The organism is Pseudomonas sp. 1L-E-NC-VB-C3, assembly GCF_057291535.1.
The window spans coordinates 387119-403257 of the sequence record NZ_JBXAWD010000003.1 but is presented as its reverse complement, the minus strand read 5'-3'; the positions used below and the strand labels follow the sequence as shown (position 1 = coordinate 403257).

Here is a 16139-nt window from a genome sequence, read left to right as displayed (position 1 = left end):
CTGTTTTTCCGCTGCGCGTCAACGTTAACGCAGGCTATCGTTGGTCTTCCCAGCTAACCGGCAGGATGCCGCCCCCCCCGCCTGAGCATGAATGGCGGGGCGACTTTTCAAGGATGAAAAAACATGCCACTAAAACCACCTCGCGGGGGCAGCACCCACGTTGATACTGATGTCCACACGTTCCCGAAGCGAAGCTCGGACAAGGATTTCACAGCGGCGGATATGCCCGTCCGCGATGGCACGGTCCCCTGGGCTGGTCTCGATGATCTGAAGTCGCTTAGCACCAAACCTGGCGACGACGCAGGCCCGAATACGATCCTGCCGGCGCCGGTGGTCGAGGTTCGCCCGGCACCGGAGGTTGCTGCCATCTCTCCTGTGATACACCGGTCGCTGGAGACTTACCGGATAACATCAACCACCGAATTGCCTGACGCTGATGGCGAAGGCTTCAGGCTGTACAAAAATCGCCGTTATGTTGACGTCCCTGGCAGTGGCCTCGTTCTCGTCGCAGCTGATCCGGATACGGGATGGTATCGCGCTCGACATCCCGGCGAGTTGTACCCTTGCGGCCCATGGATGTTGCGCGATAGCGAAAGCGGCATCTGGCATCCGCACAGCGACTTCAGCACCCGCACCAACCCCCTGACCGCCCAAAGCCTGGATGGCTTTCATGCCGGGCTGGATGTCAGTGGCGCACAATCGGGCAGCGACGGCGTGATACGTCACGATGGCAAACTCTATGTGGTCATCCATGAGCAGGCGTATCAGGTGATGCAGGATCTGGATGCCTCCCGCCCGGAATACAGGGTTTGGCGCCTGGTCAAACCCAACGATCCCGTCGCTGCCGACAGCGTGAACATTTACCGCGCCAGCCTGGGCGGTGAAACCCTGGCGATCACCCGCAGCGAGCAGAACACCTGGGTTTGCATCCTCACAGGTTTGCGCGGTGGGATGGACGGCGCTGCTCAAGTACCTGCCAACCCGTTCAACTTTCACCGCCCCTGGCTCACCGGCGCAGGCCCCTCTGGGGGACAGCCGCCGGTTCTGGTTGCGACCACACGGACACTGGTCAGACGCTATTTTGCTGATGCGACGGATCAACATGCCGATGATTTCATTGCGCGTTATGGGGAAGCGGGTGTCGCAGAAGTCGAACTCAAGCGGCTTGAGCTGGAGTTTCCTCGATTGAACCGTGAGATCACTGCCTGGGAGACGGGTTACAAAGGCCAGGACATTGCCGAACGCAGGCGCCGGCTGGCAATAGGGGCCAACGTGCGTCGGTTGTTCAAATGGCAGGGAGAGCATTCGGAAAAAGTCTACCGCGACGGGCGGCTGGTCGGTTTCAAGCTGGAGCTCGACCTGGGAAGTCGGCGCAATCTGGCGCTACCGGGTTGTTCCGTTCCGCTCAGATCCGTCGTATCTCTAGGCCTGGAAGGAAGTCCTTCGAAAAGTCTGGGAAAATTGTTCTCGATGCTTTCCCACATTGAAACCCTCGAAATCCGCAGATTCAATGGCAAGTGTCATGAACTGTTGGCCGAAATCGATAAACTCCCGGCGTTGAAAGTCCTGACGATGCAGGAAGCCAGACTATGGCTCCCGTCGGACGGCCTTGAGCATTTCACGCGATTGACCCGTTTGCGGGAGTTGAGCCTGACGCACTGCAGTATCTGGCCGCTTTTTTCAGTGCGTGGCATGAGCGAGTTGCGGGTCTTGCGCGCACGTTCCTGTGGTTTGAGTCGTCCCCCTGTCGGGCTGGATCAATGGCCCGTGGCGTCACGGTTGGAGGTGCTTGACCTGTACCATAATCCCGATTTGACAGAAGCACCTGATGTGACTCGCATGTCCGGATTGCGAGAGTTGAATCTGGCCAATACGTTCATAACCTCGCCGCCGCCCGGGCTTGGTTTGCAGAACGGTCCGTCGCGGCTGGAGATATTGAATTTGTCGGAAAGTCGGCTGGCTGTGGCGCCCTCACTGCGGGGAATGACGGCGTTGCGGGAAGTCGATCTCCACCGAACTCGTATAAGAGAATTCCCGGACGGCGTGACATCCGATATTCCCAGGACACGTTTGAATCTGGCCTATACCGCGATCAGAGCCATTCCCGAAACCATTGAGCTGAGAAAAGGGTTTGACCTGACTGGCAGTCCGATTGCCGACCCCGCTTCTCTTCGACGATTGATAGCTGCACGTCGGCAGACGGGTACCGATCTGTGGCTTGGGAGAATCGAGGCTGATTTGGCGGACAGTCCATGGCTGCACCATGTCCCCCAAACGCAACGCGCTGAAAAGTCTGCCCTGTGGGATTCATTTGTCCTTCAAGCGAACCCCGCAATGATCAAACAACTCAGAAATCTGGTGCGTACGCCGGAATTTCAGGTTGAGCGTCTGCTTTTGCAGCGCCGGCTCTGGTCGTTTATTGAAAGCTTCCAAAAGGCCAGCGTAGGTGAGCAAGAAAGTTTGCTGAACATTGCGTCTACTGAACCCAGCCCGGGGAAAATGCTGGACAGGCTGGAGGAGGAAGTAAGGAGGTTTGACCCGACATGGCAAAACCAGCCCCCACATCATGTGCCCGAGCGCCCCAGGTTCGAATAGGGGTGGGACGCATTGCGGTGTAAAAGCGGGAATCCCTGACCTGCCTGTATCAGGGTTCCCAAAAGCATGGGCTTCGCTTGCAGCGTCAGCCCGGTGTAAAGAGGGAACCCCCGGCCTGCCTGTACCAAGGATCCCAAAAGGGTAGGCTCGCTGCTTTGCGCTGTGAGCCCGGTGTAAAGAGGGGAATCCCCGGCCTGCCTGTACCAAGGTCCCCGAAACGGGTGGTGAATCGAATCACCTGAGATAGATATTGCAGGCGGCGTGCCAGGTTTTGATTTGCTGTAACAAAAAATGCTTCGAAAACGCGAAAGCCCCGGAATACGGGGCTTTCGCTTATTTCAAGTCTGGGTTTTTCGGCACTTTCAGATGCGGAGGTGGCGATACGGCTCTGCGCGATCACGGTTCATTGTGCATTGATGCGGTGCACGGTGCCCTCACCCTGACCCTCTCCCAAGGGAGAGGGGACTGACCGAGTTGCCCGGTCAGTTACGCCGACCTGAGATACCGAGCCGAACCCAGGCCTCGAAACCACCCGAGATTGCTCCCTTCCCCCGGGAGAGGGCTGGGGTGAGGGGGATCGATCCTGAGTACACGGCAACCCTTAAGCGTTAACCCTCTTCCCCCTCATCATCATCCCCACCATCAACCTTCATCCCCAGTTCCTTGATCTTGCGCGTCAGGGTGTTCCGCCCCCAACCCAACAGCACCGCCGCATCACGCCGACGTCCTGCGGTGTGCTTCAGTGCCGTCTCGATCATGATCCGCTCGAACGCCGGCACTGCGCTGTCGAGCAGGCTCGACTGGCCACGGGCCAAGGCCTGATCTGCCCATTGGCGCAGGGCCTGTTCCCAGTTGGTCACTGGCGCCGAATCCTGCGGCAGGTTGAGCAGTTCCGGCGGCAGGTCACTGATGTGCACTTCGCGACCGGAGGCCATGACGGTGATCCAGCGACAGGTGTTCTCCAACTGGCGCACGTTACCTGGCCAAGGCAGGTTTTTCAGGTATTCCTCGGTCTCGCTTTTCAGCAGCTTGGGCTCCACCGCCAGTTCCTGCGCGGCGCGGCTGAGGAAGTGCCGGGCCAGGGTTGGAATGTCTTCACGACGATCCGACAGGCGCGGGATGTGGATGCGGATCACGTTGAGGCGGTGGAACAAGTCCTCGCGGAACTTGCCGGCGTGGACGAGGGTTTCCAGATTCTGGTGTGTCGCAGCGATGATGCGCACATCGACCTTGACCGGCACATGGCCGCCGACGCGATAGAACTCGCCATCGGCCAGCACGCGCAACAGACGCGTCTGGGTGTCCGCCGGCATGTCGCCGATTTCATCGAGAAACAGCGTGCCGCCGTCCGCCTGTTCAAAGCGACCGCGACGCAAATTCGCCGCGCCGGTGAACGCGCCTTTTTCGTGGCCGAACAGCTCGGATTCCATCAGATCCTTGGGGATCGCCGCCATGTTCAGGGCAATGAACGGCGAGGCCGCGCGTGGGCTGTGGCGGTGCAGGGCGTGGGCCACCAGTTCTTTACCGGTACCGGATTCGCCGTTGATCAGCACGGTGATGTTGGAGTGGCTCAGGCGCCCGATGGCGCGAAACACTTCCTGCATCGCCGGCGCTTCGCCGATGATTTCCGGGGTGCGGGTCAGGGCTGGCACAACCTCCAGGCCTTGCTGTTCCTGCGCATGTTGATTGGCGCGTTTGACCAGCGAAACCGCTTCATCGACGTCGAACGGCTTGGGCAGGTACTCGAAAGCACCGCCCTGATAGGAGGCGACAGCGCTGTCCAGATCGGAGTGAGCGGTCATGATGATGACCGGCAGCCGTGGGTGCTGTTCGCGAATCCGCGCCAGCAGATCCAGGCCACTGGCGCCCGGCATGCGGATATCGGAAATGATCACGTCCGGCTGCTGCCGGGCCAGACGACTCATCACGCCATCGGCGCTGTCGAAGCTCTGGGTGGTCATGCCTTCCTGCTGCAAGGCTTTTTCCAGGACCCAACGGATAGAACGGTCGTCATCGACGATCCACACGGTTTCACTACGGCTCATGTCGATGTGGCTCCTTGTTCCAGTGGCAGGAAGATCGAGAAGGTGGTGTGGCCTGGATGGCTCTCACACTCGATCAGGCCCTGGTGCTGACTGATGATGTTCTGGGTAATGGCCAGGCCCAGCCCGGTACCGTCCGGGCGGCCGCTGACCATGGGAAAGAAAATGGTTTCCTGCAGTTCCGCCGGAATGCCGGGACCGTTGTCGATGATCTCGATCTTGGTCACCAGACGATGGCGGATGTGGCCGATGGTGAACTGGCGCATGGCGCGGGTGCGCAGGCTGATGCGGCCCAGGCGCAGCTCGTTCTGGCTGCTGATGGCCTGCATCGCATTGCGCACGATGTTCAGCACCGCCTGAATCATTTGCTCGCGGTCGATCAATACGTCGGGAATGCTCGGGTCGTAATCACGCACCAGGGTGATGCAGCCCTGGCTTTCGGCTTCGACCAGATGGCAGACGCGTTCGAGCACTTCGTGGACGTTGCACATGGCCAGCGACGGCAGTTTGTTCGAGCCGAGCATGCGATCGACCAGATTGCGCAGGCGGTCGGCCTCTTCAATGATCACATTGGTGTAATCGCGCAGGCTTTCCTCCGGCAGTTCGCGGGCCAGCAATTGCGCTGCGCCACGGATGCCGCCAAGAGGGTTCTTGATCTCGTGGGCGAGGCCGCGCACCAGCATCTTGCTGGTTTCCTGCTTGGACAGCTGCGCCTCTTCCTTGGTGATGCGCAACAGGCGATCACGCGGGTGCACTTCAAGCAAAAGCAAAGTCTCGCCGTTACTGAGAATCGGCGTGACCGCGTAATCCACGGTCAGCGTCTGGCCGGTGAGGGCGGTGAGCATCGCTTCACGCTTGGTGAACGGGTGCGCCTGCTCCACGGCCTGACGCAGGGAATTGAGCGCCTCGGGGGATTCGGTGAACAGCTCGCTGATGAACTGGCCGTGGCTGCGCTGACCGCTGACGGCCAACAGCATCTCCGCTGCCGGGTTCATATACTCCAGGCGCAGCTCGGCGTCGAGCAGGATGGTCGCCGTGGTCAGGTTGTCGAGCAGCAAACGGTGAATAGCGTCGCTTATGGTCATCTGGACCCCTTTTGGAGCAAGGCGTGCGCGAGAACAAAGCGCTGATGTCGGGAAAATGCAAAAACCAAACCAAGGCTCCGAAAAGAAGCGTTTAACCCCTGAAACAGGCGTTTGACGCGCGTTTGTATGGCACGAAGCCAGCTCAAACGGGAAGTTTCGAACCAAAATGGGTTGGGTTGTGGGCGAGATGCAGTTTAGTGCACCAATAGGGTGCGCATGCCCGGCAGGCGTTAAAAGAAGCGCAGGAAGGGATTTTTCGGTTCGTCAGGTTTGTCCTTGAGCGGACATTCCGGGCGCACGCCGTAATCGTCGGCGACACAGGGTTTGACCTGACGTTTTTGCGCTAGGGAAATGCGCAGCATGTGGAACGGTTGATTGGCGGTGCGTTCCACGGTGCGCCCGGCGGCGTCGAGAATCTCGATCGAAAGGCTGTGGCTGCCGCGATCGATATTGCTCAGCGCAAATACCGGGCTGACGCCGGGCTCGCCAGTGGCCTTGCCATCCAGCAGCAAGCGATAACGATGGCCGCTTTGCAGGCCGGGCTCGCTGGTGACGCTGACGATCAGCTCGCCGGCGCTGTTGCGCAAGGTGGCATCAGGCTCCGGGATCAGAATGCGCAGCATGTCGTAGTGAAAGGGCGCTGGTTCGGCGGATTTTTTCGCTGTGGTGATCGGCGCTGCGGTGTTGGCAGGGACAGCCATGCGATTGCTCGTCGCGATCGGCACTCGCTTGGCGTTGGCGCGCGGCTGATCGGTATAGACGCGGTTGCCCTGTGCGTCGACATAGGTAAAGACCTCCGCCAAGGTGTACGTCGACACCAGCGCCAGAATGAGTGCCAGCCCCGCGCGGATCATGGCGTATGCACCCGTTGCACGGTGAAGGCGGCTGGCGGGCTCTGCTGAACGACGCTTTGGCCGTCGATCACTTGCACGGCCAGGCGATGCTCGCCGCGATCGATGTTGACCAGTTGCAGAACCGGCACGTTGCTCGGCTGGCCATAGGGCTGGTCGTCGAGTAGCAGCCTTAATTGATGCGGCGGTTGCAGACGCGGCTTGATCAGAACATTGACCGTAAAGGTGCCGTTGTTGGCGCGCAGGGCCTCGTCAGTGGGCAGGCCGGCGAGCTCGAGGATTTCATAGGCGTTGCGCGCTGGTTGCGGTGCTTCGGGGCGGGGTGATTGCGGCGCACTCGGTGCTTGCGGCTCGACCCGATTGAGTGGCGGCAACTCGACCGGTTGCGCCTGCACGCCGTCCGGCGGCTGATTGCTGTACGCCGTGTTGCCGTTGGCGTCGGTGTACTTGTAGATCTGCGCGGCGGCGGGCAGGGCGATCAGCAGCAGAATGTAGAGAAGCGTGCGACCCATGAAATCGACCGGGGTTGGAAACTGTGGGTAGCAGCATAGGACAGGTGGGGCGGTTGGCCAAAACCGTTAATAACTGGAATTGAAAAGACTGGTAGCCAAAACACGGATCGTTCCCATGCTCTGCGTGGGAATGCCTCCTGGGACGCTCCGCGTCCAGTGACGCGGAGCGTCACGGGCTGCATTCCCACGCGGAGCGTGGGAATGATCAATGACCCACCGCTTTCGCGAGCAGGCTCGCTCCCACATGGAAAATGCGTTGCGCCGGGCAATAAAAAAGGCCTCCCGAAGGAGGCCTCTTGTGTCACGCCGCTTTACGCAGCGCTACCGGATCAGCAGCTGTAGTACAGCTCATATTCCAGTGGGTGTACGAAGGTGCGAACCTTGATTTCTTCTTCCGATTTCAGCGCGATGTAAGCGTCGATGAAGTCGTCGGAGAACACGCCGCCCTTGGTCAGGAACGCGCGGCCCTTGTCCAGCTCTTCCAGGGCTTCTTTCAGGCTGCCGCAAACCTGTGGAATCTCTTTCGCCTCTTCAGGCGGCAGGTCGTACAGGTTCTTGTCGGCGGCATCGCCTGGGTGGATCTTGTTCTGGATACCGTCCAGACCGGCCATCAGCAGAGCTGCGAAAGCCAGGTACGGGTTGGCAGCCGGATCCGGGAAGCGTGCTTCGATACGGCGGGCTTTCGGGCTCGACACGTAAGGAATACGGATCGAAGCGGAACGGTTGCGAGCCGAGTAGGCCAGCATTACCGGAGCTTCGAAGCCTGGCACCAGACGCTTGTACGAGTTGGTCGCCGGGTTGGTGAAGCCGTTCAGGGCCTTACCGTGCTTGATGATGCCGCCGATGAAGTACAGAGCGGTATCGGACAGGCCGGCATAGCCTTCACCTGCGAAGGTGTTCTTGCCGTCTTTCCAGATCGACATGTGTACGTGCATGCCCGAACCGTTGTCGCCGTACAGTGGCTTCGGCATGAAGGTCGCGGTGCGGCCGTAAGCGTCGGCAACGTTGTGCACAACGTATTTCAGGGTCTGAACTTCGTCGGCCTTCTTCACCAGGGTGTTGAACTTGACGCCGATTTCGTTCTGGCCGGCAGTCGCCACTTCGTGGTGGTGAACTTCAACCGACTGACCCATTTCTTCCAGTGCGTTGCACATGGCGGTACGGATTTCGTGGTCGTGGTCGAACGGTGGAACCGGGAAGTAGCCGCCTTTCACGCCTGGACGGTGACCCTTGTTGCCGCCTTCGATGTCCTGGTCGGACATCCACGAACCTTGCTCGGAGTAGATCTTGAACATCGAGCCGGAGATGTCCGACTTGAATTTCACCGAGTCAAAGATGAAGAACTCAGGCTCCGGACCGGCGAATACGGTGTCACCGATACCGGTGGCTTTCAGGTGCTCTTCGGCGCGCTTGGCGATCGCACGTGGGTCGCGATCGTAGCCTTGCATGCTCGAAGGCTCGATGATGTCGCACACCAGAATCAGGGTTGGGTCTTCGGTGAACGGATCGAGCACGGCCGTTTCGTCGACCGGCATCAGGATCATGTCGGAGGCTTCGATGCCTTTCCAGCCGGAGATGGAGGAACCGTCGAACATCTTGCCGACTTCGAAGAAGTCGTCATCCAGCGCATCGCGAGCCGGCATGGTCACGTGGTGCTGAGTGCCTTTGGTGTCCGTGAAGCGCAGATCAATCCACTTGACGTCATGATCTTTGATGAGTTGAACCGACTTCGACATAGTGTCCTCCGGGTGAATTAGGGCGGGTAGTGGATGCCCTTAATAATGGTGATGCCGGCGCGAATACTCTGCCAAGGCAACCTGCCTCACAAGGGAGCAAATTGCATGCCAGTGCCCCAGCATGGGTTTTTTGCCCCAAATTCACGCTTATTAAGGCGTGCGAGGTTCTGAATCGACAAATCCCGCCCCTTAATGTTGCGTTTAAATTCAGAAATGACCTGTTTTGGTGCAAGCAAAACCTTCTGCACATTAACTGGTTAAACCTTGAGCAATTTCCGCTATAATCCGCGCCCCCCTTTTTCGGCTGGCCGTTCGCGCGCTGTTTTCATGAAACTTATCGTAAAAGTCTTCCCCGAGATCACCATCAAAAGCCGACCTGTCCGGACGAAATTCATCCGCCAGTTGGCCAAGAACATCCGCACCGTGCTCCGTGACCTGGACCCGGCCGTGGTGGTGAACGGCGTGTGGGACAATCTCGAGCTGGAAACCCGCGTTACCGACCCCAAAGCCTTGAAAGAGATGGGCGAACGCCTGACCTGCATGCCGGGTATCGCGCATTTTCTGCAGATCGACGAGTACCCGCTGGGCGACTTCGACGACATCACCGAAAAGTGCAAACAGCACTACGGCGATGCACTGGCCGGGAAGATTTTCTCGGTGCGCTGCAAGCGCGCAGGCAAGCATGCCTTCAGCTCGATGGACGTGGAAAAATACGTCGGCAGCAAGCTGCGTCGCGAGTGCGGTGCGGCCGGAATCGACCTTAAAGCACCGCAAATCGAAGTCCGTATCGAAGTTCGCGACAAACGGTTGTTCGTGATTCACAGCCAGCACAACGGCATCGGCGGCTACCCGCTCGGCGCGTTGGAGCAGACGCTGGTATTGATGTCCGGCGGCTTCGATTCGACCGTGGCGGCTTACCAGATCATGCGTCGCGGCCTGATGGCGCACTTCTGCTTCTTCAATCTCGGCGGGCGTGCCCACGAATTGGGCGTGATGGAAGTCGCGCACTTCATCTGGAAGAAGTACGGCAGCTCGCAACGCGTGCTATTTGTCAGTGTGCCGTTCGAGGAAGTGCTGGGCGAAATTCTCGGCAAAGTCGATAACAGTCATATGGGCGTGGTTTTGAAGCGTATGATGTTGCGCGCCTCGTCCGAGATCGCCGAACGCCTGCACATCGATGCACTGGTGACCGGTGAAGCGATCTCCCAGGTGTCGAGCCAGACGCTGCCGAACCTGTCGGTGATCGACTGCGTGACCGACAAGCTGGTGCTGCGGCCGCTGATCGTCGCGCACAAGCAGGACATCATCGACACTGCCAACGAGATCGGCACCGCCGATTTCGCCCGGCACATGCCGGAATACTGCGGCGTGATTTCGGTCAACCCCAAGACCGCCGCCAAGCGTGGCCGGGTTGAGCACGAAGAGAAAGAATTCGACATGGCGGTACTCGAGCGTGCGCTCGCCAACGCCAAACTGGTGCCGATCGATCGGGTAATCGACGAGTTGGGCCAGGATTTGCAGATTGAAGAAGTCAGCGAAGCGCTGGCCGGTCAGATCGTCATCGACATCCGCCACCCGGATGCCGCCGAGGATGACCCGCTGGAGCTCGCCGGCATAGAGGTACAGACGATGCCGTTCTATGCAGTGAACGCACGTTTCAAGGAACTGGACCCTACTCGCCAGTACCTGCTGTATTGCGACAAAGGCGTGATGAGTCGCCTGCATGCCCACCATTTGCTCAGTGAGGGGCATGCCAATGTGCGCGTTTATCGACCGAGCTAAGTGCCCGGGGCTGTTTGCCTGTGGCCTGCGTCACCGGCCCCCCGACACCGCCGTCAAGCTGTAACGGCCATGCCGGACACTACTGCTAATCGCTGCCATGACTTGTCAGCAAACCGAATCCTCTGATCGAGATACACAAGTGATCGAAAATCTACGCAACATCGCCATCATTGCCCACGTTGACCACGGTAAAACCACCCTGGTAGACAAACTCCTGCGTCAATCCGGCACCCTGGAGCGCAACGAGCTCAACGACGAGCGCGTGATGGACTCCAACGACCAGGAAAAAGAGCGCGGTATTACCATTCTGGCGAAGAACACCGCCATCAACTGGAACGGCTACCACATCAACATCGTGGATACCCCGGGCCACGCCGACTTCGGCGGCGAAGTTGAACGCGTAATGTCGATGGTCGACTCCGTTCTGCTGCTGGTTGACGCTCAAGACGGCCCTATGCCGCAAACCCGTTTCGTGACCAAGAAGGCTTTCGAAGCCGGCCTGCGTCCAATCGTGGTCATCAACAAGGTTGACCGTCCAGGCGCGCGTCCGGACTGGGTTCTGGACCAGATCTTCGATCTGTTCGACAACCTCGGTGCGACCGAAGAACAACTGGACTTCCAGGTTGTTTACGCTTCGGCCCTGAACGGTATTGCTGGTCTGGACCACACCGCCATGGCGGAAGACATGACTCCGCTGTACCAGGCAGTAGTCGACCACGTTCCGCCTCCGGCCGTTGACCGTGACGGTCCGTTCCAGATGCAGATCTCCGCTCTGGACTACAACAGCTTCCTGGGTGTTATCGGTGTTGGCCGTATCGCCCGTGGTCGCGTCAAGCCGAACACCCCGGTTGTCGCTATCAGCGCCGACGGCAAGCGTCGCAACGGTCGTATCCTGAAGCTGATGGGTCACCACGGTCTGCACCGCATCGACGTTGACGAAGCAGCAGCCGGCGACATCGTCTGCATCAGCGGCTTCGACGAGCTGTTCATCTCCGACACTCTGTGCGATATCAACACCGTCGAGGCGATGAAGCCGCTGACCGTTGACGAGCCAACCGTTTCCATGACCTTCCAGGTAAACGACTCGCCATTCTGCGGTAAAGAAGGCAAGTTCGTGACCTCCCGTAACATCAAGGATCGTCTGGACAAAGAGCTGCTGTACAACGTTGCACTGCGCGTTGAAGAAGGCGACTCCGCTGACAAGTTCAAGGTTTCCGGCCGTGGTGAGCTGCACCTCTCGGTACTGATCGAAACCATGCGTCGCGAAGGCTTCGAGCTGGCCCTGGGCCGCCCTGAAGTGATCATCCGTGAAGTCGACGGCGTGAAGCAGGAACCGTTCGAAAACGTCACCATCGACATCCCTGAAGAATCCCAGGGCAAGGTCATGGAAGAGATGGGGCTGCGTAAGGGCGACCTGAGCAACATGGTGCCGGATGGCAAGGGCCGTGTTCGTCTGGAATACAACATCCCTGCTCGCGGTCTGATCGGTTTCCGTAACCAGTTCCTGACCCTGACCAACGGTGCTGGCATCCTGACCTCGATCTTCGACCGTTACGCTCCAGTGAAGTCGGGCCACATGTCCGGCCGTCAGAACGGCGTTCTGGTTTCGGTTGAAACCGGCAAGGCTCTGACCTACTCGCTGGAAACTCTGCAGGCCCGTGGCAAGCTGTTCGTAGAACACGGCCAGGAGATCTACAACGGTCAGATCGTTGGTCAGAACAGCCGCGACAACGACCTGGGTGTGAACCCAACCAAAGGCAAGAAGCTCGACAACATGCGTGCTTCGGGTAAAGACGAAACCATCGCTCTGGTCCCACCTGTTCGCTTCACCCTGGAACAGGCTCTGGAATACATCCAGGAAGACGAGCTGTGCGAAGTCACGCCTAAGTCGATCCGTCTTCGCAAGAAGATCCTCGACGAAAGCGAGCGTACCCGCGCTGCCAAGAAAGCCAAGGCGTAATCCAGCCCTGGAATAGAAAACGCCCCCGGTCGCGAGACCGGGGGCGTTTTTGTTTGTCTGGCGTTTATGCAGTGTTTGCACTGGCCCTTTCGCGAGCAGGCTCGCTCCCACAGGGGATTTCGGGTGCACACAAAATCCGTGTTCACTGATCTCTATTGTGGGAGCGAGCCTGCTCGCGAAAGCGGCCGATCAGCCGCCGAAAACTTCCCCAGCGATCAAAATTTGTCGATGGCCCGGAAGTTCTGCACCCGCTCGACGTCTTTCGGTTTATAAGCGCAATACCCCGGCCGCGGCCCGATCTTCGGGTGGTTGCGGCAGGTGTCCGGGCGCTTGTCATAAATGGTGCACAGGCGGGTTTTACGATCCAGGTAATAGCAATCGTTGTTGCTCATGCGCTGGAGGGTGAAGATTCCCGACTTCTGATTGAAGCGCTCGACCAGACCTTCCTTTTGCAGACGCTTGGCAATGTTCTTTGGCGGATCGCCCAGTTCGAACTCGTCGACCACACCGATGCGCACCAGATCCTTGATCTTCACTTCGACCGGCAGCGTGCAGCAGCTGGACATGCACGAGCCGCACATCGGCGCCGAGTATTTGGCCCACGTATCGAGACGATCAATCTCGGCGGCGGCGATCAGGTTGGGCTTCATCATCGGGAGTTACCAGGCGTGTATGCATCAGGGCGCGCGATCATACCGGGAGCGGTGGAATTTTGAACAACCTTTCGCCGGATATTTTCGCAACGACTGCAATTTGCCCGACAGGACGGCACGGCCCCTGCATTCATTGGTTCATCCGCCAGGGTTATGTCGGACTGCTGCACAGTCCGGGCAAATACTGCCGAACCAGAGCCGTTACCGCCGGTCAGACCGTCTAGGCTCAGAAAATTCCCGCTCGCTCGAGGTCCTGTTGATGACTCAAGAACCACTAGTTCGCGAAGCAGAGGTGGCCGCGTTCCGCGACGCCGTCCTGACCAAACTCACCTACGCCGTGGGCAAAGACCCCGATCATGCCTTCGACCATGACTGGTTCGAAGCCATTGCCCTGGCCGCGCGTGATCACATGGTCGAACACTGGATGGATCACACCCGGCAGATCTACCGCAAAGGCCAGAAGCGGGTTTATTACCTCTCGCTGGAATTTCTCATCGGCCGTTTGCTCTACGACAGCCTGAGCAACCTCGGCCTGCTCGACGTCGCCCGTGAAGCGCTGACCGAACTGGGCGTCGATCTGGAACGCATTCGTCTGCTGGAGCCCGATGCAGCGCTGGGCAATGGCGGCCTCGGTCGTCTCGCGGCGTGCTTCATGGAAAGCATGTCGACCCTCGGCATCGCCGGCCATGGCTATGGCATTCGTTATGAGCATGGCTTGTTTCGTCAGGCGATTGTCGATGGCTGGCAACAGGAACAGACCGAACACTGGCTGGATTTCGGCAACCCTTGGGAATTTGAACGGCCGGAAGTGGCGTACCCGATCGGCTTCGGCGGCAGCGTCGAAACCGTCACCGATGCCTCCGGCAAGACTCGTCAGGTCTGGTCGCCAGCGGAAACCGTGCGCGCAATTGCTTATGACACGCCGGTGGTCGGCTGGCGCGGGGCGAGCGTCAACACCCTGCGTCTGTGGCGTGCCCGCGCCATGGAAGATCTGCACCTTGAGCGCTTCAACGCCGGTGACCACCTGGGCGCCGTGGCGGAAGTGGCCCGCGCCGAGAGTATCTCCCGCGTCCTTTATCCGGCCGACAGCACCGAAGCCGGGCAAGAGCTGCGCCTGCGTCAGGAATACTTCTTCGTCGCCGCTTCGTTGCAGGATCTGCTGCGCCGTCACCGCAACATGCACACCTCGGTGCTGACCCTCGGTGATCACGCGGCGATCCAGCTCAACGACACTCACCCCTCGATTGCAGTGGCCGAGCTGATGCGCCAACTGGTCGACGTCTACGACGTCGCGTGGGACGCAGCATGGCAAGTCACCGTCGACACGCTGTCGTACACCAACCACACGCTGCTGCCGGAAGCGCTGGAAACCTGGCCGGTCGGGCTGATGGAACGCATGCTGCCACGGCACATGCAGATCATTTACCTGATCAACGCACAGCACATCGATTCGCTGCGGGCCAAGGGCATTCATGACTTCGACGTGCTGCGCGCGGTGTCGCTGATCGAAGAAGACAACGGCCGCCGGGTGCGCATGGGCAACCTCGCGTTCCTCGGTTCGCATAGCGTCAACGGCGTGTCCGGTCTGCATACGCAGTTGATGCGCAAAACCGTATTCGCCGAACTGCACAAGCTCTATCCGGAGCGGATCAACAACAAAACCAACGGCATCACGTTCCGCCGCTGGCTGTATCAGGCCAACCCGGAACTGACCTCGATGCTGATCGACGCTCTCGGCCCGGATGTGCTCGACCATCCTGAAGAGCGCCTGCTCGAACTTGAACCGTTCGCCGAGAAAACCGCCTTCCGCAAAGCCTTCGCCGAGCAGCGGTTGCACAGCAAGAAGGCGCTGGCCTATCTGATTCACGAGCGCCTCGGGATCGCGGTCAACCCGGCAGCGATGTTCGACGTGCAGGTCAAACGTATCCACGAATATAAACGCCAGTTGCTCAACCTGATGCACACCGTGGCGTTGTACCAGGCGATTCGTGCCGAGCCGGAAGTCGACTGGGTGCCACGCGTGAAAATCTTCGCCGGTAAAGCGGCGGCGAGTTACCACCAGGCCAAGCTGATCATCAAACTGACCAACGACATCGCTCGGGTGGTGAACAACGACCCGACCGTGCGCGGCTTGCTGAAAGTGGTGTTCCTGCCCAACTACAACGTCAGCCTGGCCGAAAGCATCATCCCGGCGGCGGACTTGTCCGAGCAGATTTCCACCGCCGGTTTCGAGGCGTCGGGCACCAGTAACATGAAGTTCGGCCTCAACGGCGCGCTGACCATCGGCACCCTCGACGGTGCCAACGTGGAAATGTGCGAGCGCATCGGTGCCGAGCACATGTTCATCTTCGGCCTCAGTGCGCAACAGGTTGAAGCGCGCAAGCAGAACCACGAGTTCAGCGCTGTACCCGACATCGCCGCCTCCCATCGTTTGAACGATGTGCTGCAAGCGATTCGCAGCGGTGTGTTCTCGCCGGACGATACCTCGCGTTATACCGGGCTGATCGATTCGCTGATCGACTATGACCGCTTCCTGGTCTGCGCCGACTTCGACTCCTACTGGGAAGCGCAGAAGCGTGTTGATGCGCACTGGCACGACTCGCAGAACTGGTGGCGTTCGGCGGTGCTCAACACCTCGCGGATGGGCTGGTTCTCTTCCGACCGGACGATTCGCGAGTACGCCACGGATATCTGGAAAGCGCTGGAGTAACTTTCCCCGACAAATCTGCGCAAGGCCCAACGTTTGTTGGGCCGGATCGATATACTGAGCGCCGGTTAAAAGGCATCAATCACCGCCGTACCCTGTGGGAGCGAGCCTGCTCGCGAAGCGATCGTCGACTTAAACAGAAATGTTGGCTGACAATCCGCCTTCGCGAGCAGGCTCGCTCCCACACGGTTTGTGCCTAGACTGAAGCCATCGCCG

10 protein-coding genes are annotated in these 16139 nt (G+C 59.3%); 4 read left to right on the top strand and 6 right to left on the bottom strand.

The features are described from left to right. The first annotated feature begins 123 nt into the window (after positions 1-123). Positions 124-2595, top strand: coding sequence for a leucine-rich repeat domain-containing protein (locus AC0Z5Z_RS07305; RefSeq protein ID WP_485610912.1), 2472 nt, complete (start codon positions 124-126; stop codon positions 2593-2595). A gap of 608 nt (positions 2596-3203) precedes the next feature. Here the strand turns inward: AC0Z5Z_RS07305 and ntrC are convergent. The 5 genes from ntrC to glnA form a co-directional block, all read right to left on the bottom strand. Further along, entirely contained in the window at positions 3204-4640 is a 1437-nt protein-coding gene (gene ntrC / locus AC0Z5Z_RS07300; protein WP_016772108.1) for a nitrogen regulation protein NR(I), read from the bottom strand. Further along, positions 4637-5722: a nitrogen regulation protein NR(II) gene (glnL, locus tag AC0Z5Z_RS07295; RefSeq protein ID WP_024011230.1), complete on the bottom strand. Its 1086-nt coding sequence runs from the start codon at positions 5720-5722 to the stop codon at positions 4637-4639. The genes ntrC and glnL overlap by 4 nt, the downstream gene beginning before the upstream one ends. Positions 5723-5952: 230 nt before the next feature. After that, positions 5953-6576: a DUF4124 domain-containing protein gene (locus tag AC0Z5Z_RS07290; protein WP_485610911.1), complete on the bottom strand. Its 624-nt coding sequence runs from the start codon at positions 6574-6576 to the stop codon at positions 5953-5955. Further along, positions 6573-7085, bottom strand: coding sequence for a DUF4124 domain-containing protein (locus tag AC0Z5Z_RS07285; RefSeq protein ID WP_095181055.1), 513 nt, complete (start codon positions 7083-7085; stop codon positions 6573-6575). Before AC0Z5Z_RS07285 ends, AC0Z5Z_RS07290 begins: the two co-directional genes overlap by 4 nt. A 329-nt stretch (positions 7086-7414) precedes the next feature. Next, positions 7415-8821: a type I glutamate--ammonia ligase gene (gene glnA, locus AC0Z5Z_RS07280; protein WP_016772104.1), complete on the bottom strand. Its 1407-nt coding sequence runs from the start codon at positions 8819-8821 to the stop codon at positions 7415-7417. 327 nt (positions 8822-9148) lie between these two features. Here glnA and thiI point away from each other — a divergent pair, with 327 nt between their 5' ends. Both thiI and typA read left to right on the top strand, forming a co-directional pair. Further along, entirely contained in the window at positions 9149-10603 is a 1455-nt protein-coding gene (thiI, locus tag AC0Z5Z_RS07275) for a tRNA uracil 4-sulfurtransferase ThiI (protein ID WP_024011233.1), read from the top strand. Between the two features lie 139 nt (positions 10604-10742). After that, positions 10743-12563, top strand: a complete 1821-nt coding sequence (gene typA / locus AC0Z5Z_RS07270; protein ID WP_016772102.1) for a translational GTPase TypA — start codon at positions 10743-10745, stop codon at positions 12561-12563. Positions 12564-12778: 215 nt separating this feature from the next. Here typA and AC0Z5Z_RS07265 read toward each other — a convergent pair whose 3' ends face one another. Continuing rightward, entirely contained in the window at positions 12779-13216 is a 438-nt protein-coding gene (locus tag AC0Z5Z_RS07265) for a YkgJ family cysteine cluster protein (RefSeq protein ID WP_150637984.1), read from the bottom strand. Positions 13217-13475: 259 nt separating this feature from the next. Between AC0Z5Z_RS07265 and AC0Z5Z_RS07260 the strand changes: the two genes are divergently transcribed. Further along, the gene (locus AC0Z5Z_RS07260; protein ID WP_041477535.1) at positions 13476-15926 is read left to right on the top strand and encodes a glycogen/starch/alpha-glucan phosphorylase; all 2451 of its coding nucleotides are present in this window, start codon (positions 13476-13478) and stop codon (positions 15924-15926) included. The last annotated feature ends 213 nt before the right edge of the window (positions 15927-16139 follow it).

Coding starts and splice junctions, on each gene's coding strand:
- AC0Z5Z_RS07305 (WP_485610912.1), top strand. CDS start 124: ATGCCACTAAAACCACCTCGCGGGGGCAGCACCCACGTTGATACTGAT.
- ntrC (WP_016772108.1), bottom strand. CDS start 4,640: ATGAGCCGTAGTGAAACCGTGTGGATCGTCGATGACGACCGTTCTATC.
- glnL (WP_024011230.1), bottom strand. CDS start 5,722: ATGACCATAAGCGACGCTATTCACCGTTTGCTGCTCGACAACCTGACC.
- AC0Z5Z_RS07290 (WP_485610911.1), bottom strand. CDS start 6,576: ATGATCCGCGCGGGGCTGGCACTCATTCTGGCGCTGGTGTCGACGTAC.
- AC0Z5Z_RS07285 (WP_095181055.1), bottom strand. CDS start 7,085: ATGGGTCGCACGCTTCTCTACATTCTGCTGCTGATCGCCCTGCCCGCC.
- glnA (WP_016772104.1), bottom strand. CDS start 8,821: ATGTCGAAGTCGGTTCAACTCATCAAAGATCATGACGTCAAGTGGATT.
- thiI (WP_024011233.1), top strand. CDS start 9,149: ATGAAACTTATCGTAAAAGTCTTCCCCGAGATCACCATCAAAAGCCGA.
- AC0Z5Z_RS07265 (WP_150637984.1), bottom strand. CDS start 13,216: ATGATGAAGCCCAACCTGATCGCCGCCGCCGAGATTGATCGTCTCGAT.
- AC0Z5Z_RS07260 (WP_041477535.1), top strand. CDS start 13,476: ATGACTCAAGAACCACTAGTTCGCGAAGCAGAGGTGGCCGCGTTCCGC.